General features: G+C 70.3%; 20 protein-coding genes. 6 read left to right on the forward strand and 14 right to left on the reverse strand.

From position 1 onward, the window contains the following. Positions 1-10: 10 nt before the first annotated feature. The 10 genes from rapZ to M3U25_RS00215 all read right to left on the reverse strand — a co-directional run bounded on the left by rapZ (position 11) and on the right by M3U25_RS00215 (position 7,667). A complete protein-coding gene (gene rapZ, locus M3U25_RS00170; RefSeq protein WP_019795905.1) occupies positions 11-889 on the reverse strand; it encodes an RNase adapter RapZ in 879 nt (292 codons plus the stop codon). Next, complete coding sequence (gene hprK / locus M3U25_RS00175; RefSeq protein ID WP_019795906.1) at positions 886-1,836, reverse strand: HPr(Ser) kinase/phosphatase; 951 nt, start codon at positions 1,834-1,836, stop codon at positions 886-888. The genes rapZ and hprK overlap by 4 nt, the downstream gene beginning before the upstream one ends. Continuing rightward, positions 1,833-2,285 (reverse strand): PTS sugar transporter subunit IIA, encoded by a 453-nt coding sequence (locus M3U25_RS00180; RefSeq protein ID WP_242159403.1) that lies wholly within the window; start codon positions 2,283-2,285, stop codon positions 1,833-1,835. Before M3U25_RS00180 ends, hprK begins: the two co-directional genes overlap by 4 nt. 21 nt (positions 2,286-2,306) lie before the next feature. Further along, positions 2,307-2,624, reverse strand: a complete 318-nt coding sequence (raiA, locus tag M3U25_RS00185) for a ribosome-associated translation inhibitor RaiA (RefSeq protein WP_010344105.1) — start codon at positions 2,622-2,624, stop codon at positions 2,307-2,309. A gap of 50 nt (positions 2,625-2,674) precedes the next feature. Next, positions 2,675-4,132: an RNA polymerase factor sigma-54 gene (locus tag M3U25_RS00190; RefSeq protein WP_355496240.1), complete on the reverse strand. Its 1,458-nt coding sequence runs from the start codon at positions 4,130-4,132 to the stop codon at positions 2,675-2,677. Positions 4,133-4,175: 43 nt separating this feature from the next. Beyond that, the gene (gene lptB, locus M3U25_RS00195) at positions 4,176-4,895 is read right to left on the reverse strand and encodes an LPS export ABC transporter ATP-binding protein (RefSeq protein WP_152239442.1); all 720 of its coding nucleotides are present in this window, start codon (positions 4,893-4,895) and stop codon (positions 4,176-4,178) included. Then, positions 4,895-5,488 carry a lipopolysaccharide transport periplasmic protein LptA gene (gene lptA / locus M3U25_RS00200; RefSeq protein ID WP_355496236.1) on the reverse strand — a complete coding sequence of 198 codons (594 nt, stop codon included), beginning with the start codon at positions 5,486-5,488 and terminating at the stop codon, positions 4,895-4,897. Before lptA ends, lptB begins: the two co-directional genes overlap by 1 nt. After that, a complete protein-coding gene (gene lptC, locus M3U25_RS00205; RefSeq protein WP_019797526.1) occupies positions 5,466-6,032 on the reverse strand; it encodes an LPS export ABC transporter periplasmic protein LptC in 567 nt (188 codons plus the stop codon). The genes lptA and lptC overlap by 23 nt, the downstream gene beginning before the upstream one ends. Continuing rightward, a complete protein-coding gene (locus M3U25_RS00210; RefSeq protein ID WP_242159400.1) occupies positions 6,029-6,577 on the reverse strand; it encodes an HAD hydrolase family protein in 549 nt (182 codons plus the stop codon). The genes lptC and M3U25_RS00210 overlap by 4 nt, the downstream gene beginning before the upstream one ends. 88 nt (positions 6,578-6,665) lie before the next feature. Then, positions 6,666-7,667 (reverse strand): KpsF/GutQ family sugar-phosphate isomerase, encoded by a 1,002-nt coding sequence (locus M3U25_RS00215; protein ID WP_242159399.1) that lies wholly within the window; start codon positions 7,665-7,667, stop codon positions 6,666-6,668. A 52-nt stretch (positions 7,668-7,719) separates the two neighbouring features. Between M3U25_RS00215 and M3U25_RS00220 the strand changes: the two genes are divergently transcribed. The 3 genes from M3U25_RS00220 to M3U25_RS00230 are packed head-to-tail and all read left to right on the forward strand — an operon-like array spanning position 7,720 to position 9,598. Continuing rightward, entirely contained in the window at positions 7,720-7,962 is a 243-nt protein-coding gene (locus M3U25_RS00220) for a BolA/IbaG family iron-sulfur metabolism protein (protein ID WP_355496231.1), read from the forward strand. 50 nt (positions 7,963-8,012) lie between these two features. Then, the gene (murA, locus tag M3U25_RS00225) at positions 8,013-9,287 is read left to right on the forward strand and encodes a UDP-N-acetylglucosamine 1-carboxyvinyltransferase (protein ID WP_017910669.1); all 1,275 of its coding nucleotides are present in this window, start codon (positions 8,013-8,015) and stop codon (positions 9,285-9,287) included. Beyond that, positions 9,284-9,598 (forward strand): hypothetical protein, encoded by a 315-nt coding sequence (locus M3U25_RS00230; protein WP_010344096.1) that lies wholly within the window; start codon positions 9,284-9,286, stop codon positions 9,596-9,598. Before murA ends, M3U25_RS00230 begins: the two co-directional genes overlap by 4 nt. 402 nt (positions 9,599-10,000) lie before the next feature. On the opposite strand, the gene M3U25_RS00235 is transcribed toward M3U25_RS00230, so the two are convergent. The 4 genes from M3U25_RS00235 to purM all read right to left on the reverse strand — a co-directional run bounded on the left by M3U25_RS00235 (position 10,001) and on the right by purM (position 13,474). Next, complete coding sequence (locus tag M3U25_RS00235) at positions 10,001-10,684, reverse strand: DUF3108 domain-containing protein (RefSeq protein ID WP_019797113.1); 684 nt, start codon at positions 10,682-10,684, stop codon at positions 10,001-10,003. 2 nt (positions 10,685-10,686) lie between these two features. Next, positions 10,687-11,541 (reverse strand): DUF3108 domain-containing protein, encoded by an 855-nt coding sequence (locus tag M3U25_RS00240; protein ID WP_184502667.1) that lies wholly within the window; start codon positions 11,539-11,541, stop codon positions 10,687-10,689. 63 nt (positions 11,542-11,604) lie between these two features. Further along, positions 11,605-12,258: a phosphoribosylglycinamide formyltransferase gene (gene purN / locus M3U25_RS00245; RefSeq protein WP_242159395.1), complete on the reverse strand. Its 654-nt coding sequence runs from the start codon at positions 12,256-12,258 to the stop codon at positions 11,605-11,607. Between the two features lie 157 nt (positions 12,259-12,415). Beyond that, positions 12,416-13,474, reverse strand: coding sequence for a phosphoribosylformylglycinamidine cyclo-ligase (gene purM / locus M3U25_RS00250; RefSeq protein ID WP_355496224.1), 1,059 nt, complete (start codon positions 13,472-13,474; stop codon positions 12,416-12,418). A 106-nt stretch (positions 13,475-13,580) separates the two neighbouring features. On the opposite strand from purM, the gene M3U25_RS00255 reads away from it, so the two are divergent. Genes M3U25_RS00255 through hda form a run of 3 tightly spaced genes read left to right on the forward strand, consistent with a single transcriptional unit; the run spans position 13,581 to position 16,578 of the window. After that, on the forward strand, positions 13,581-14,684 hold the full coding sequence (locus tag M3U25_RS00255; protein WP_242080813.1) for a DUF2066 domain-containing protein: 1,104 nt from the start codon (positions 13,581-13,583) through the stop codon (positions 14,682-14,684). Then, positions 14,681-15,850: an AI-2E family transporter gene (locus M3U25_RS00260; protein WP_242159393.1), complete on the forward strand. Its 1,170-nt coding sequence runs from the start codon at positions 14,681-14,683 to the stop codon at positions 15,848-15,850. The genes M3U25_RS00255 and M3U25_RS00260 overlap by 4 nt, the downstream gene beginning before the upstream one ends. Continuing rightward, positions 15,847-16,578 (forward strand): DnaA regulatory inactivator Hda, encoded by a 732-nt coding sequence (hda, locus tag M3U25_RS00265; RefSeq protein WP_355496219.1) that lies wholly within the window; start codon positions 15,847-15,849, stop codon positions 16,576-16,578. Before M3U25_RS00260 ends, hda begins: the two co-directional genes overlap by 4 nt. The last annotated feature ends 88 nt before the right edge of the window (positions 16,579-16,666 follow it).

Here is a 16,666-nt window from a genome sequence, read left to right on the forward strand (position 1 = left end):
GGCTTTTCGATCAATCCTGCTCGCGATGGAAGGTCGCCACTTCCGGCCAGCCCTGTTCGCGGGCGTGGCGGGCCAGGCGTTCGGCCAGGTACACCGAGCGGTGCTTGCCGCCGGTGCAGCCGAAGGCGATGGTCACGTAGCTGCGGGTGTCGTTGCGCAGCCGCGGCAGCCAGGTGTCGAGGAAGTCGATCAGCTGCGCGGTGTAGCGCTGCACGTCCGGTTGCGCGTCCAGGTATTCGCGCACGCCGCTGTCGCGGCCGGTCATCGGGCGCAGTTCCGGGTCCCAGTGCGGATTGGGCAGCACCCGCGCGTCGAACACGAAATCCGCCTCGGCCGGTACGCCACGCCGGTAGGCGAAGGACTCGAACAGCAGCGACAGGGTGTTCTCGGCGGACAGCGCGAACTCGGTGGTGACCCGCCGGCGCAGCTGGTGCACGTTGAGCGTGCTGGTGTCGATCACCGCGTCGGCCGCCTCGCGCAGCGGCTCGGTCAGGGCGCGCTCGCGCTCGATCGCCTCCGGCAGCGACAGGCCCTGGTGCGACAGCGGATGGCGCCGGCGGGTGTCGGCGTAGCGCTTGATCAGCGCCTCGTCGTTGGCGTCGAAGAACAGCAGGCGCGCATCCAGGCCGAACTGCGCCACCGCCTCGCGCCAGCGCGACAACTGGGTCAGGTCGCTGTGGCGGCTGCGCACGTCGATGCCCACCGCCAGCTTGCTGGGGCCGGCATCCTCGCGCACCAGGCTCTTGACGAAGGCCGGCAGCAGTTCCACCGGCAGGTTGTCGACGCAGTAGTAGTCCAGGTCCTCGAAGGTCTTCAGCGCCACCGACTTGCCGGAGCCGGACAGGCCGCTGACGATGACCAGGGTGGAGGTGTTGGCGCCGGCGGTCATGGGTTGCGCCGCTCCAGCAGGTTGCTGTGGCGGGCGATGAACATCGCCGCCGGGTCGATGCCCTTGGTGCGCAGGATGTGCAGGCGCGTGGCGGCCTCGGTCAGCACCGCCAGGTTGCGGCCGGGCATCACCGGCAGGGTGATCAGCGGTACGTCCAGGTCCAGCACGTGGCGGGTGCCGGAATCGCCGGTGAGGCGCTCGTAGCCGTGGGGCGTGGGCTCGGTCATGGGCCTGGTCAGGTGCACGATGAGCCGAAGGTACTTGTTCTTCTTTACAGCCGTGTCGCCGAACATCTCGCGCACGTTCAGCACGCCCAGCCCACGGACTTCCAGCAGGTCCTGCAGCAGTTCCGGGCAGGTGCCGTCGAGCACGTCGGGGGCGATCTGGGTGAATTCGGGCGCGTCGTCGGCGACCAGGCGGTGGCCGCGGCTGAGCAGTTCCAGCGCCAGCTCGCTCTTGCCCGAACCGGCCTCGCCGGTGATCAGCACGCCGATCGAGTAGATCTCCATGAACACGCCATGCAGGATCACCCGCGGCGCCAGCGTGCGGGCCAGGTGGTAGGACAGGTGATTGAGCAGTTCGTGGCCGCGCTTGGGCGAGACCCACAGCGGCGTATCGGATTCGTCGGCGGCCGCGCGCAGGTCTTCCGGGCAGGACTGGTTCTTGGTGACCACCAGCGCCAGCGGCCGCACCTGCACGATCTTCTCGATGGTCTCCCAGCGCTGGCGCGCGTCCAGCGAGTCCAGCCAGGCCAGTTCCTCGGTGCCGAGGATCTGCACCTTGTTGGGATAGATGGTGTTGAGATAGCCGGCCAGCGACGGACGCCGCGAGACCGCATTGCCGGCCTCCAGCACCCGGTGTTCGCCCTTGTGCCCGGCAATCCAGCGCAGGCCCAGGCGGTCGCGCTGCTGGTCGAAGAGTTCGCGTGCGTCGATGCTGGTGTTCATGCGGCGGCCCGTGGCGCGCCGCCGAGCAGCGCATACAGTGCGGCGGCATCCGGCGCGTTGCGCAGGGCGTCGCGGAACTCTTCGATGGAGAACTGCTCGGCCAGTTCGGACAGCAGCATCAGGTGTTGGTGGGTGTAGTGCGCCGGGACCGCCATGGCGAAGATCAGGTCGACCAGGGTGCCCTGGCCGTCGAAATCGATCGGCTGTTGCAGGCGCAGCAGCGCGCCGCGTGGGGCCTCCAGGTCCGGCGCGCGGCCGTGCGGGATGGCGATCCCATGGCCGATGGCGGTGCTGCCGAGCTGTTCGCGCTCGCGCAGGCTGGCGAAGAGTTCATCGGCGCCGGCCTGCTGGCAGGCCAGCAGACCGGCGGCGGTGTGCAGCAGGGTGTCGCGATCGGCGGCCGGAAGCACCTGGGTGCTGACGGCCGCCATCAGATCGGTCAAGGGCATGGCGGCGCAACGTGGGGAGGATCACGCGAGATTGTCGCGCACCTCGGCCGCATGGTGGTCGTGCTTCTTTTCCTTGTGCTTGATGATCAGCCGGTCCAGCTTGTCGGCGAGCAGGTCGATCGCCGCGTACATGGTCTGTGCGCTGGCGTCGGCGTGCAGGGTGCGGCCGGGAACGTTGACCGTGGCCTCGACGTGGTGGTCGGGCTTGCGCAGCGCCAGTTGGGCGCGGACCTCGATGGTTTCCTCGTAGTGTCGCTTCAGCCGTTGCAGCTTGGTCTCCACATACTCGCGCAGGGCGGGGGTGACTTCGATCTGCTGGCCGTAGGTCTCGATACGCATCGGATACTCCTTGGTTCGGGTTTCACACCTATGAACCATCGCCGCCGCCGCTAGCCGATTCGGACGCGTTCGTGGGAGGCGGAAATGTTCATGGCCTCACGATACTTCGCCACGGTGCGGCGCGCTACAGGGACCCCGGCACTTTTCAACAAGTCGGCCAGCTTGGCGTCAGAAAGCGGCTTGCGCGGATTCTCCGCATCGATCAGCCGCCGGATCATCGCCTGGATCGCGGTGCTGGAGGCTTCGCCGCCGCTGTCGGTGTCGATGCCCGAGGCGAAGAAGGCGCGCAGCGGGATGGTGCCGCGCGGGGTGCGCACGTACTTGCGGGCGATGGCACGCGAGATGGTGCTTTCGTGCAGGCCCAGTTCGCCGGCGATCTCGCGCAGGGTCAGCGGCCGCAGTGCCTGTTCGCCGAATTCCAGGAAGCCGGCCTGCTGTTTCAGCAGGCAGCGGGTCACCTTGAGCAGGGTCTCGCCGCGCGCCTCCAGGCTCTTCAGCAGCCAGCGCGCTTCCTGCAGTTGTCCGCGCAGGTAGCCGGCGTCGCTTTCGCCGCATTGGCGGATCAGCCGCTCGTAGCCGCGGTGGATGGTGACCTTGGGCTGGGCGTGCGCCGACAGCGCCGCATGCCACACCCCGCGCTGGCGCCAGACCACGCAGTCCGGCACCACGTAGGTGTCGCTGCCCAGTTCGCCGATCTGCTTGCCCGGGCGCGGGTCCAGCGAGCGCAGCAGCGCGACCGCGGTGTCGACCTCCGCCGTCGGGCGCTTGAGCTCGTGGGCCAGCCCGGCCACGCCGCTGCGCGGCAACCGTTCCAGCGGACCATGGGCGATGGTGCGGGCGAGCGCCAGCCCCGGCGTGTCCTCGGGCAGGGTGTCCAGTTGCAGGGTCAGGCATTCGCCCAGGGTGCGCGCGGCGATGCCGGCCGGGTCGAAGCGCTGGATCTGGTGCAGCACGGTGAGGATCTCGTCCTCCTCGGCGGCGATGTCCGGGCGCAGGGTCTCGGCGATCGCGGCCAGCGGCTCGCGCAGGTAGCCGTCGTCGTCCAGCGCATCGATCAGCGCCGCGCCGATGCTGCGGTCGCGCGCGGACAGCGGCGACAGGTGCAACTGCCACAGCAGGTGGTCGATCAGGGTATCCGGCTCGGCCACGCGCTCGGCCGCGCTGCCCAGGTCGTCGTCGTCGAACGAACCGCCGCTGCCGCCGCTCCAGGCCGATTCGGTGTCGGACCAGTCGGTACCGTCGCTGGCCGGCGCGGCCTCGCCGCGGTCGCCATCGCCGTCGCTGCGTGTGTCGCCTGCCGCGTGGTCAAGCCCTTGGTCGGCGCCTTCGCTGCGTTCGAACGCCGGTGCGGCGTCCTCGGACCACTCCAGCAGCGGATTGCTCTCCACCGCCTCGGCGATCTCCACTTCCAGCTCGGCGCTGGACATCTGCAACAGCTTGATCGCCTGACGCAACTGCGGCGTCATGACCAGGTGCTGTCCCAGCGATGTCTGCAGCCGTGCTTTCATGCCTGTACCGAGCGCGGAAGGAGCGTAGCCGGCGCGTGCGCGGTCAGAGCCTGAAGGTTTCCCCGAGGTAGACGCGGCGCACGTCGCTGTTGGCCAGCAGCGCTTCCGGCGCCCCCTGCGCCAACACGCTGCCCTCGTTGAGGATATACGCCCGGTCGCAGATTCCCAAGGTTTCGCGCACGTTGTGGTCGGTGATGAGCACGCCGATGCCGCGCTGCTTGAGGTGGGTGACGATGCGCTGGATTTCGCCGACCGAGATCGGGTCGACGCCGGCGAAGGGTTCGTCGAGCAGCATCAGCCGCGGCTTGGCCGCCAGCGCGCGGGCGATTTCGCAGCGGCGGCGCTCGCCGCCGGAGAGGCTGGCGCCGAGCTGGTCGGCGACGTGGCTGATCTGCAGTTCGTCGAGCAGCGCCACCAGTTCGCGTTCCTGTCCGGCGTTGTCCAGATCCTCGCGCAGTTCCAGCACCAGGCGGATGTTGTCGGCGACGCTGAGCTTCCGGAACACCGACGGTTCCTGCGGCAGGTAGCCGACGCCGAGCTTGGCGCGCTTGTACATCGGCAGCGCGGTGATGTCGTTGCCGTCGAGCACGATGCGCCCGGCATCGGCGTCGACCAGGCCGACGATCATGTAGAAGCAGGTGGTCTTGCCGGCACCGTTGGGGCCGAGCAGGCCGACCACTTCGCCGGCCTCCAGGGTCAGCGCGAAGTCGCGCACCACTTCGCGCTGCTTGTAGCGCTTGCGCAAGCCTTCGGCGAGCAGCATCACTGGCCTCCTTGCTTGGTCGACTTGGTGGCCTCTGCGGGCGTCGCGGCAGGCTTGGCGGCGGGCTTGGCGCCGTTCGCAGGCGTGCCGGCCGGCGCAGCGGCCGCGTTCTTCGGCTGGATCACCGTGTGCACGCGCGTGCCGTCGCCGCCGCCCTGCATGTCGCCGCTCTTGGTGTTGTAGACCATGCGCTGGCCGGCGTTGGTGCCCTTGGGCGAGGTCATCCGGTAATTGCCGGTGAGGATCACCGTGTCGGTCGGCACCTTGTAGTCGATGTTGTCGGCGACCGCGTCCATCGGCGAACCGTCGTCCAGTTCCTGCTTCAGGGTGGCCTGCTTGCCGGTCAGGACGACACGGTCGATGTCGCCGTTCTTGCGGAACAGGTCGGCGGTATCGGCATGGATTTCCAGCGTGCCCTGGGTGATCACGACGTTGCCGAAGAAACGGACCTTGCCGTCGTCGGCCATCATGTTGCCGTCCTGCGCATCGGACTTGATGTCCATCGGCTGGTTGCGGTCGGTCGACTTGGCCAGCGCCAGGGTCGGCAGCAGCAGGGCGAGCAGGGCGAGCTTAGCGGGCAGCATTCGGTTCATAACGGGACTTGACCTGTGAAAGGAGCTTGTACTGCCGGGATTTCAGGTCGACCTGGAAGCCGACGCCGGTCTGCATCATACCGGGCCGGGTCATGGTGACCGGGTCGGCGGTGCGCGCGCTGTTGGTCTGCGGGAAGACGTCCAGGCTCTGGGTACGGAAGGTGGTGGGCGGGATGCTGGGCACCTTGGGGCTGTCGCCGGCGACGTCGCCGCGCAGGCGCAGTTCGTCGCCGTCGGCGCTGACCCAGCCGGTCTTGCTGCGCATTTCCCAGTGCTGGCCGTTGGCGTCGGGCAGCAGGAACAGCGGGGTCACGATCGACATCGTCTGGTCGGCGCGGCTGCGTTCCATCTGCGGCGCGCGCAGGGTCATCGCTTCCTTGCCCTGCTTGTCCAGGCTGACGATCTCGAAGTCGCGGGCGATGTAGTCCACGCTGGCTTCGTCGGAAGGGTTGCGGCTCGGCTTGCTGCGTTGGTTCCAGGCCGACCAGCCGCTGATCAGCGCCCCGACCAGCAGCAGGCCGCCGAGGGTGGTGCGCCAGTTCATGCGCCATGCTCCTGCAGCAGGGTGGGGACGTGGCCCTGGGCGGCCAGCAGCACGTCGCACAGTTCGCGGGCGGCGCCTTCGCCGCCGCGCGCACGGGTGGTCCAGTGCACGTGTTCGGCGGTCCAGGGGTGGGCGTTGGCCGGGGCCACCGCCAGGCCGACAACGCGCAGCGGCGCCAGGTCGGGCAGGTCGTCGCCCATGAAGCAGACCTGCTCCAGGCCGATGCCGCGCTCGTCGCACAGGGCCTGCACCCCGGCGCGCTTGTCCTTGACCCCGATCTGCACCAGCAGGCCCAGCTCCTGGCCGCGCTTCTCCGCGGCCAGGCTCGGCCGCGCGGTGATCAGCGCCACCTCGATGCCGTGCCGGCGCAACTGCACCAGCCCCTGGCCGTCGAGCACGTGGAAGGCCTTGCTCTCGTTGCCGTCGCGGTCGTAGTACAGGCGGCCGTCGGTCAGCGTGCCGTCCACGTCGAAGCACGCCAGGCGGATCCGGGCGGCGCGGTCGATCAGGTCGGCGGGGAGGTCGGCCAGCGGGGAATAGGGCATGTTCGGGATATCGGGGCGGGGAGGCCGGCTTTCCAGCGGCCAGGGCCAGCGGTGTGGGGCACCGCGGGCAGTGAACGGGTTCAGCCTGTTAAACCACTCTGGCGCGCAACAGGTCGTGAATGTTGAGCGCGCCGACCGCGCGGCCGGCCGCGTCGACCACGATCAGGCCGTTGATCTGATGGGTCTCCATCAGCCGTGCGGCCTCGGCGGCGAGCTGGTCGGCGCCGATGGTGCGCGGCTGCCGGGTCATCACCTCGGCGATGCGCGTCTGGCGCACGTCCAGCGCGCTGTCCAGGGCGCGGCGCAGGTCGCCGTCGGTGAACAGCCCGAGCAGGCGGTCGTCGGCGTCGACCACCGCGGTCATGCCCAGGCGCTTGCGGCTCATCTCCACCAGCGCCTCGCTGAGGCTGGCGTCCTCGCGCACCTTGGGCAGTTCGTCGCCGCGGTGCATGACGTCGGTGATGTGCAGCAGCAGGCGCCGGCCGAGGCTGCCGGCCGGGTGCGAGCGGGCGAAGTCGTCGGCGGTGAAGCCGCGCGCGTCCAGCAGCGCCACCGCCAATGCATCGCCCAGCGCCAGCGAGGCGGTGGTGCTGGAGGTCGGCGCCAGGTCCAGCGGGCAGGCCTCGGCCGGCACGCTGACGTCCAGGTGCAGGTCGGCCTCGCGCGCCAGCGTGGACTGAGGGCGGCCGGTCATCGCGATCACCGCGTTGCCCTGACGCTTGAGCACCGGCAGCAGCATCAGGATCTCGTCGGACTCGCCGGAGTAGGACAGCGCCAGGACCACGTCGGCGTCGGTGATCATGCCCAGGTCGCCATGCCCGGCTTCGCCCGGGTGCACGAAGAACGCCGGGGTGCCGGTGGAGGCGAGGGTGGCGGCGATCTTGCGCGCGACGTGGCCGGACTTGCCCATGCCGGTGGCGACCACGCGCCCGCGCGAGCCCAGGATCAACCGGCACGCGGCCGCGAACTCGGCACCGATGCGGGCGCCGACCGCCGCCAGTGCGGCCTGCTCGATCTCGACCACGCGGCGGCCGCTGGCGATCAGGCCGGCGTCGTCGGGCGTCGTGGGAGACAGGGGCGATACATCCATGCGGGTGCCGGTCGGGGGGTAGAATGGCCGACCATTTTAGGAGGAAAGCCCGGTGGACGCCGATACCATCCGTAAACTCATCGAGGCCGGCCTGCCGGGCGCGCGCGTGCAGGTGCAGGGCGACGACGGCGTGCACTTCGAGGCCACCGTGGTCAGCGACACCTTCGCCGGCAAGCTGCCGCTGGCGCGCCACCGCATGGTCTACGCCACCCTGGGCGATCTGATGGGCGGCGCGATCCACGCGCTGGCCCTGAACACCCTGACCCCCGAGCAGGCCGAGCGCGCCGCCGGCTGAGCCGCCGCGCGCCCGTTTCTCCCCCTTTTCCCTTTTCCCCCACGAGACCCATGGCCAAAATCGTAGTGACCGGCGGCAACGCGCTGCACGGTGAAGTGAACATTTCCGGCGCCAAGAACGCCGTGCTGCCCATCCTCTGCGCGACCCTGCTGGCCGATGCGCCGGTGGAGATCACCAACGTGCCGCAACTGCACGACGTGATCACCACGGTGAAGCTGCTCGGCGAGCTGGGCGCGGAAGTCACCATCGACGAAGGCACCCTCTCGCGCGGCAGCGCGATCACCGTCGACCCGCGCAAGGTCCACCAGCACGTCGCCCCGTACGAACTGGTGCGCACCATGCGCGCCTCGATCCTGGTGCTGGGCCCGCTGCTGGCCAAGTTCGGCGCGGCCGAAGTGTCGCTGCCGGGCGGCTGCGCGATCGGTTCGCGGCCGGTCGACCAACACATCAAGGGCCTGCAGGCGCTGGGCGCGGAGATCAGCGTCGAGAACGGCTACATCAAGGCCAGCAGCAACGGCCGGCTCAAGGGCGGCCGCTACGTGTTCGACATGGTCAGCGTCACCGGCACCGAGAACGTGCTGATGGCCGCGGCCCTGGCCGACGGCACCACCGTGCTGGAGAACGCGGCGATGGAGCCGGAGGTCAGCGACCTGGCCGACTGCCTGATCGCGCTGGGCGCGAAGATCGAAGGCGCGGGCACCTCGCGCATCGTCGTGCACGGCGTGGAGCGCCTGTCCGGCGGCCGCCACGCGGTGCTGCCGGACCGTATCGAGACCGGCACCTTCCTGGTCGCCGCGGCGATGACCGGCGGCAGCGTCACCGTGCGCCGCGCGCGCGCCGACACCCTCGACGCGGTGCTGGACAAGCTCACCGAGGCCGGCGCCAGCATCGAGACCGGCGAGGACTGGATCCGCCTGGACATGCACGGCAAGCGCCCGCGCGCGGTCAGCCTGACCACCGCGCCGTATCCGGCGTTCCCCACCGACATGCAGGCGCAGTTCATGGCGCTCAACTGCGTGGCGGACGGCGTCGGCGTGATCAACGAAACGATCTTCGAGAACCGTTTCATGCACGTCAACGAACTGCTGCGCCTGGGCGCGGACATCCAGATCGAAGGGCACACCGCGATCGTGCGCGGCAGCGAGCGGCTCAGCGGCGCGCCGGTGATGGCCACCGACCTGCGCGCCTCGGCCTCGTTGATCCTGGCCGGCCTGGTCGCCGACGGCGACACCACCATCGACCGCATCTACCACCTGGACCGGGGGTACGAGAACATCGAGGAGAAGCTGGGGGCGCTGGGCGCGTCCATCCGGCGCGTCGCATGATCCTCAGCGGCCGCTTCAGCCGCCGGCGCAAGGTGTTGCTGGCGATCGTGGTGGTGCTGCTGGCCTGGGTCGGCTATGCCTGGTACACCGGCATCGCCATCACCCAGGGCATCGAAGAGCGCGACATGGACTGGAACGGCGACGGCCAGGTCACCCGCGACGAGATCTGGCAGTCGTTCTACGCGGTCGGCGTGAGCCGCACCCAGAACGGCCCGCGCGAGTGCAGCACGTTCTACTGGCGCAGCACCGGCGCGCAGATCCGCGTGGATTGCCGCACGACCTTCAAGGCTGCGCCGGCGGAGAAGAAGTAAGGCGCGGGGCAGGGCGCCGCCTGGGCGGCGCCCGCCGTGGTGGTGCAGCGCGGGAGAGCGCTACCTGTCGCCCCGTTGCATGTTTCATGGATAGGCGTTGACTCGCGCCGTTTGCGGCTTCTGCAAATCGCTCGCCGGTTTCCGAAGGGCGATTCGCATACTCGCGTCGGGGCTGAAGCCCCTCCCACATGGGGACGCCACGCGCTGGGAACTGCTGCTGCGATTCCCATCCTGAATCCCATCCAGGCTCACCGCGTCGCGGCTGAAGCCGCTCCTACATGGGAAAAACCCGAGCGGGGAGCCGCTGCTGCGACTCCCCAATCCCGGCCCTCACACGGGAACGATCACGCGCGGGGAACTGCTGTCACGATTCCCCAATCCCGATTCCCCAATCCCGGCCCCTCAGCGCAACGCCTTGATGGTCAGGTCCAGCGCGTCCTGGCCGTTCTCGCGCTGCAGGATGCGCACCGGCACGGGCATGTCCGGCACGATCCAGGCCACGATTTCCTTGGAGCCGTCGGTGCGGCTGACCTTGGTCGCCTGCTCGGTCTTGCCGTTGACGGTGACCGCTTCCTTGCCGGCGACGCGGTAGGTCATCGGCTTGGCGCGGCCCTCGTCGACCATGCGGTAGCTGGGGGTCTTGCCGGCGTTGACGTCGCGCGCGATCGCCAGGTTGATCAGCAGCGCGTCCATGTCGCCCGGCTGCAGCTTCACCGGGCCGCGGCGGTCGGGCTTGAGGTCGCCGCCCCAGGTCGCCTGGCCGGTGCTCCAGTCGTAGTTGGCGGTCACCGCCTTCTTCTTGATCAGGAACACCGAGCGGTCGTCGCTGCTGAGCGGACGCAACTGCCCGCCCTTTTCCTCGAACACGGTGCTCTGGCTGAGGTCGGCGACCTGATTCTTGATCGCCAGGCTGTAGCGCCAGCGGTTGCCGCCTTCCTTGGCCAGGGTCATCACGCCGTTGGCCTGCATGCCCATGTAGCTGGCCTGGTAGTCCGCGGTGAACGGCTCCAGGGCCAGGGCGGGCAGGCTCGCCGTGGCCAGCAGGGCGGCGGCGAGGGCGGTCAGCGGGCGGGCGATGCGGGTCATGGTCAGGCTCCTTGGTATTCGGTCAGGCGCAGGTCGATGCGGTCTTCGCCGTCTTCGCGCTGCAGGATGCGCACCGGCGTCGGCACGCCGTTGGCGATCCACAGGATGGTCTCATTGCGGCCGCCGTTGGTGCGCGACACCCGCAATGCGTCGTAGCTGATGTCGCCGACCTGCACGGTCTCGGTCTGGTCGGCGGCGCGGTAGACATGTTCGCGCACCCGGCCGACGTCGACGAAGCGGTAGGTCATGGTCTTGCCCGGCTGCGCGTCGCGCATCAGCGAGAGGTTGAGCAGCAGCGCGCTCTGGTCGCCGGGTTGCAGCGGGATCGGCGCCTGCCGGTCCTTCTTCAGGTCGCCGTCCCAGCGCGCCACGCCCTGTTTCCAGTCGTACACGCCGGTGACCTTCTTGCCGAAGAACACCGCCTTCTTGACCGTGCTCTGGCTCTGCGGAACGTAGCGGCCGTCCTCCACCGTGAACACCGTGCTCTGCTCGATGTTCAGGCCGAGGATGCTGGCGAACCCGCTGCGGCCGTGCACGCCCAGGTCGACCCGCCATTGGTCGCCGCCGGTATGCACCACGTCCATGCGCGCGTCGCCGGCCGGCTTGCCCTTGTACAGGGCGTCGTAGGTGGCCACGAACGGCTGCAGCGGCGGCGGCGTCCAGGCCTCGGCGGGCAGCGCCGGCGAGGCGGCGGAAGCCGGCGCAGGGGTGCTGGTGGCGGGCGTGGCCGGAGCCGGGGCGGTCTGCGGTGCCGGCTGCGCGGCGGGCGCCGGCGCGACCTGCGCGCCGACGATGGGCGCCAGCAGGCCGAGGCCGGACGCGACGAGGAAGGCGAACGGACGCGGAGCGAGCTTCATGGGATCGGCTGGCGTGAGCGGGAGGGAGGAGGGGAGGGGCCGCGGACGGGTGCGGCAGCGCATTCAGGGAAGCAGCACGTCGTCGCAATCTAGGCGCAGCGGACTAAACCGGCACTGACCGTCCAGCCAGACCTTGCCGTCCCGTTCAGCCAGGCGGCCCGCCGCCGCCAGCCGCAGCACCGCGCACAGCAGCCGGTGCTCGCGCGGGAGCAGGCGCTGCGCCAGGTCGTCGGGACCGTCGCCGGCCTGCACCGGCACCCGCACCTGTGCGATCACCGCGCCGGCGTCCAGCTCCGGCACGACGAAATGCACGCTTGCGCCGTGTTCGGCGTCGCCGGCCGCCAAGGCCTGCGCATGCGTGTGCAGGCCACGGTACTTGGGCAGCAGCGAAGGGTGGATGTTGAGCAGGCGCCCGCCGAAGCGCTGCACGATGCCGGCGCCGAGGATGCGCATGTAGCCGGCGCACACCACCCAGTCCGGCTGTACCGCGGCGACCGCGTCGCCCAGTGCCTGGTCGAATGCGGCGCGGTCGGGGAAGGTCTTGGGCCGCGCCGACCAGCGCCGGTCCGGCGCGACCATGGCCAGCGCCGGCGCCTCGGGGCGATCGCCGAACACGCCGACCACCTCGGCGTCGAGGGTGCCGGCGGCGATCGCGGCGAGGATGGCCTGCAGGTTGGACCCGCGGCCGGAGGCGAGCACGGCGAGGCGAAGCGTCATCGGGCGAACGTCCGGGGCAGGGCACTGGCGGACGGACGGTGCCGCGCCTGCAGCGGCCGCCGGCCCGACACCGTGTCGGGCGGGAACGTCGCTGCCGGCAGCGACGCGCCGAACCGACACGTGGCCCGCCAGGCGCACTTGGCTGCCGCCACGCGGCTCAGCCGATGTGGACGCGTTCGCCGGCGTCCGCGGCGGCCACGACCGCGCCGATCTGCCAGTGCGCCAGGCCCAGGCTGTCCAGGCTGCGTTCCAGGGCGGCCACCTGCTCCGGCGCGGCGACCAGCACGAAGCCGATGCCGCAGTTGAAGGTGCGCCACATCTCGCTGTCGGCCACCGCGCCTTCGCGCTGCAGCCACTCGAACACCGGCGGCAGGGTCCAGGCGCTGGCGCGGATGTCCAGGCCCAGGCCGTCCGGGATGACGCGGATGATGTTCTCGGTCAGGCCGCCGCCGGTGATGTGCGCCATGGCGTGGATGCCTTCGCCCTGGTCGCGCAGCAGCGACAGGATCGGCTTGACGTACAGGGCGGTCGGCGCCATCAGCGCGTCGGCCAGGGCCACGCCGCCGACCTGCAGCGCGTCCGGGCGCCCGGCGCGGTCGTAGATGCGGCGGATCAGCGAGTAGCCGTTGGAATGCGGGCCGGAGGAGGCGATGCCGATCAGCACGTCGCCCTGGCGCACCCGGGCGCCGTCGAGCAACTGCGACTTCTCCACCGCGCCGACGGTGAAACCGGCCAGGTCGTACTCGCCCGGCGGGTACATGTCGGGCATTTCCGCGGTTTCGCCGCCGATCAGCGCGCAGCCGGCCAGTTCGCAGCCGCGGGCGATGCCGCCGACCACCGCCACGGTGGTCTCCACGTCGAGCTTGCCGGTGGCGAAGTAGTCCAGGAAGAACAGCGGCTCGGCGCCCTGCACCAGCACGTCGTTGACGCACATGCCGACCAGGTCGATGCCGATCGTGTCGTGGCGGCCGAGCTGCTGCGCCAGCTTCAGCTTGGTGCCGACGCCGTCGGTCCCGGACACCAGGACCGGCTCGCGGTACTTGCCGGACAGGTCGAACAGCGCGCCGAAGCCGCCCAGCCCGCCCATCACCTCGGGGCGGAAACTGCGCTTGACCAGGGGCTTGATGCGTTCGACGACGGCGTTGCCGGCATCGATGTCGACGCCGGCGTCGCGGTAGGTCAACGGGGCGGCGGCGGGGGGCTGGGAAGTGGTCACGGGCGGCGGGGTCGGCGGAAAGACGGCGATTTTAACAGGCCGCATTGGCGCTAGGCCCGCATTCGGGCAACAATTCGCCCCGGATACGCCGAGTACTGGACCCTTCATGCGCCGCAGCCTTGCCTTCCTCCTGTCTTTCGCGCTGTGCCTGCCCGCCGCGACCGCCCTGGCCCAGGCCGAGCTGCGCACCGAGGGCGACGTGGCCGGCGCCACCGGCCCCTACGATGCCGAAGTGCCGGTCAACAGCCAGAGCGAGGGCGACCGCAACGGCGCGCTGTCCCGCGCGCTCGGCGTGGTGCTGGGCAAGATCTCCGGCGACAAGGGCGTGATGTCGCGGCCCGGGGTGACCCAGGCGCTGCGCAACGCCAAGAACCTGGTGGATACCTTCGACTACCGCCAGGACCAGGGCACCTCGCCGAGCGGCGCGCCGACCTTCCGCACCATCCTGGTGGCGCGCTTCCGCCCGCAGGACGTGGACGGCCTGGCCGCGGCGCTGGGCCTGCCGGTGTGGCCGCAGCCGCGGCCCAAGCCGGTCGTGTGGCTGGCCATCGACGACGGCAGCGGCCCACGCCTGGTCGGTGTGCAGCAGTCCAATGCCGCGCGCAGCCTGCTCGACCGCGCGATCGAGCGCGGCTTCCGCCTGGGTCTGCCCACCGGCAACGCCGCCGAGCAGGCACTGGCCGGCGCGATCTGGCGCCAGGACACCGCCGCGGTGGCCAGCGCCTCGTCGCGCTACAGCCCGCCGATGCAGCTGATCGGCAAGCTCTACCGCGGCAAGGCCGGCGGCTGGACCGCCGACTGGACCTTCGTGGACGGCGGCAAGGTGCTGTCGACCTGGTCGGCCAGCGATGCCGACGCGCGCCGCGCCATGGCCAGCGGCGCCGACGGTGCCGCCGACGCCCTGGTCAAGCGCTACGCCAAGGCGGTCAGCGCCGGCCCGGCCGGGATCTACCGCGTGGTGATCACCGGCATCCGCAGCGCCGACGACTACCTGCGCGCCTCCGCCGCGCTGCAGAACGCCTCGGTGGTGCGCCGCATCGTGCCGATCCGCGCCGACGGCGATCGCCTGGAACTGGATCTGGACCTGCTCAGCGGCGTGTCCGGGCTGAACCGCATGCTCGGCCCGGACGGCGCGCTGCAGCCGGTGGTCGCGCCGGTCGAGGGTCCGGTGATCCTCAACAGCGAGCCGACGGAGTACCGCCTCAAATGACGTTGTCGCCCGAAGCCGAGATCGCGCTGTTCCTGCGCCGCCTGAAATGGACGGCGGTGATCGTCGGCGTGCTGTGGGTGGTGTGGCTGCTGGCGCCGATCCTGACCCCGTTCGTGCTGGCGCTGCTGCTCGGCTGGCTCGGCGATCCGCTGGTGGACCGCCTGGAGCGCGCCGGGCGCTCGCGCAACATGGCGGTGACCCTGGTGTTCGTGCTGATGGTCCTGCTGCTGGTGCTGGCGCTGGTGATCCTGGTGCCGATGCTGGAGCGGCAGATCGTCACCTTCATCGACGTGCTGCCGCAGGCGCGCGACTGGTTCATCGGCACCGCGATCCCGTGGGCCGAGCAGAAGACCGGGCTGGAACTGATGGCCTGGCTGGACCCGGAGCGGCTGATCGACTGGATCCGCGGGCACTGGCAGCAGGCCGGCGGCGTCGCCGCGACCTTCTTCGGCTACCTGTCGCGCTCGGGCTTCGCGATGGTGACCTGGGTGGTCAACCTGGTGCTGCTGCCGATCCTGACCTTCTACTTCCTGCGCGACTGGGACCTGCTGGTCGCGCGCGTCGCCGCCACCATTCCGCGCAACCACGTCGGCACGATCACCCGCCTGGCGCAGCAGTCCAACGAGGTGCTGGGCGCGTTCATCCGCGGCCAGTTCCTGGTGATGCTGGCGCTGGGCGTGATCTACGCCGGCGGCCTGACCCTGGTCGGGCTCAAGCTCGGCCTGTTGATCGGCATCGTCGCCGGCCTGATCAGCTTCATCCCCTACCTGGGCGCCACCACCGGCATCCTGCTGGCGGTGCTGGCCGCGCTCGTGCAGGCCAAGGGCTTCGACCTGCAGTTGCTGATCCTGGTCGGCGTGGTGTTCACCGTCGGCCAGTTGCTGGAGAGCTACGTGCTGACCCCGCGCATCGTCGGCGACAAGATCGGCCTGCATCCGGTGGCGGTGATCTTTGCGGTGATGGCCGGCGGCCAGCTGTTCGGTTTCCTCGGCATGCTGCTGGCCTTGCCGGTGGCGGCGGTGGCCAACGTGCTGCTGCACTACCTGCACGAGCAGTACCGGCAGAGCGAGCTGTACGCGGGCGAGAAGTCGGCGATCCTGCTGGACACCGTCACCGAGCGCACCACCATCATCGAACTGCCGCCGCGCAGCCCCGACCAGCCGTGAGCGTGCCGCAACTGCCGCTGGCTTTGCGCTATCCGCCGGAACAGCGCCTGGACCGCTATCTGGGCGCGCCGGACGGGCTGCTGGCGCAGCTGCAGGCGGTGGCCGACGGCGCCGCCGACGACTGGGTGTACCTGTCCGGCCCCGCCGGCACCGGCAAGACCCATCTGGCCCTGGCGGTGTGCGCGGCCGCCGAACAGGCCGGGCGCAGCGCCGCCTACCTGCCGCTGCAGGCCGCCGCCGGGCGCCTGCGCGATGCGCTGGAGGCGCTGGAAGGACGCAACCTGGTCGCCCTCGACGGCCTGGAAGCGATCGCCGGGCAGCGCGAGGACGAAGTGGCGCTGTTCGATTTCCACAACCGCGCGCGCAGCGCCGGGGTAACCCTGCTGTACACCGCGCAGGCGATGCCCGACGGCCTGGCGCTCAGCCTGCCGGATCTGCGCTCGCGGCTGTCGCAGTGCACCCGCATCGCGCTGGCTCCGCTGGACGACACCGGTCGTGCCGCGGTCCTGCGCGAACGCGCCCAGCGCCGCGGCCTGGTGCTGGAAGACGCGGCGATCGACTGGCTGCTGACCCATGCCGGACGCGACCTGACCGGCCTGATCGGCCTGCTGGAGCGCCTGGACCGCGAATCGCTGGCGGCGCAGCGGCGGGTGACGGTGCCGTTCTTGCGCAGGGTGTTGGAAGGGCCGGGAATCGGGAGTGGGGAATCGGGAATGGGGAAAAGCTGAAGCGCGAGAACTGAAGCAGTACGCAGAAGCCGGAAAAGCAAAAAGCAGTTGCAATCGATGCACTGATTGCCGCTGCAGGCAAAGATAG

It is taken from the genome of Xanthomonas sp. PPL134, from assembly GCF_040595915.1.
Taxonomy (GTDB): Bacteria; Pseudomonadota; Gammaproteobacteria; order Xanthomonadales; family Xanthomonadaceae; genus Xanthomonas_A; species Xanthomonas_A indica.

Excerpts from the sequence above, each read along its gene's own strand:
- rapZ (WP_019795905.1), bottom strand. The coding sequence starts at position 889 with ATGACCGCCGGCGCCAACACCTCCACCCTGGTCATCGTCAGCGGCCTG.
- hprK (WP_019795906.1), bottom strand. The coding sequence starts at position 1,836 with ATGAACACCAGCATCGACGCACGCGAACTCTTCGACCAGCAGCGCGAC.
- M3U25_RS00180 (WP_242159403.1), bottom strand. The coding sequence starts at position 2,285 with ATGCCCTTGACCGATCTGATGGCGGCCGTCAGCACCCAGGTGCTTCCG.
- raiA (WP_010344105.1), bottom strand. The coding sequence starts at position 2,624 with ATGCGTATCGAGACCTACGGCCAGCAGATCGAAGTCACCCCCGCCCTG.
- M3U25_RS00190 (WP_355496240.1), bottom strand. The coding sequence starts at position 4,132 with ATGAAAGCACGGCTGCAGACATCGCTGGGACAGCACCTGGTCATGACG.
- lptB (WP_152239442.1), bottom strand. The coding sequence starts at position 4,895 with ATGCTGCTCGCCGAAGGCTTGCGCAAGCGCTACAAGCAGCGCGAAGTG.
- lptA (WP_355496236.1), bottom strand. The coding sequence starts at position 5,488 with ATGAACCGAATGCTGCCCGCTAAGCTCGCCCTGCTCGCCCTGCTGCTG.
- lptC (WP_019797526.1), bottom strand. The coding sequence starts at position 6,032 with ATGAACTGGCGCACCACCCTCGGCGGCCTGCTGCTGGTCGGGGCGCTG.
- M3U25_RS00210 (WP_242159400.1), bottom strand. The coding sequence starts at position 6,577 with ATGCCCTATTCCCCGCTGGCCGACCTCCCCGCCGACCTGATCGACCGC.
- M3U25_RS00215 (WP_242159399.1), bottom strand. The coding sequence starts at position 7,667 with ATGGATGTATCGCCCCTGTCTCCCACGACGCCCGACGACGCCGGCCTG.
- murA (WP_017910669.1), top strand. The coding sequence starts at position 8,013 with ATGGCCAAAATCGTAGTGACCGGCGGCAACGCGCTGCACGGTGAAGTG.
- M3U25_RS00230 (WP_010344096.1), top strand. The coding sequence starts at position 9,284 with ATGATCCTCAGCGGCCGCTTCAGCCGCCGGCGCAAGGTGTTGCTGGCG.
- M3U25_RS00235 (WP_019797113.1), bottom strand. The coding sequence starts at position 10,684 with ATGACCCGCATCGCCCGCCCGCTGACCGCCCTCGCCGCCGCCCTGCTG.
- M3U25_RS00240 (WP_184502667.1), bottom strand. The coding sequence starts at position 11,541 with ATGAAGCTCGCTCCGCGTCCGTTCGCCTTCCTCGTCGCGTCCGGCCTC.
- purN (WP_242159395.1), bottom strand. The coding sequence starts at position 12,258 with ATGACGCTTCGCCTCGCCGTGCTCGCCTCCGGCCGCGGGTCCAACCTG.
- M3U25_RS00255 (WP_242080813.1), top strand. The coding sequence starts at position 13,581 with ATGCGCCGCAGCCTTGCCTTCCTCCTGTCTTTCGCGCTGTGCCTGCCC.
- M3U25_RS00260 (WP_242159393.1), top strand. The coding sequence starts at position 14,681 with ATGACGTTGTCGCCCGAAGCCGAGATCGCGCTGTTCCTGCGCCGCCTG.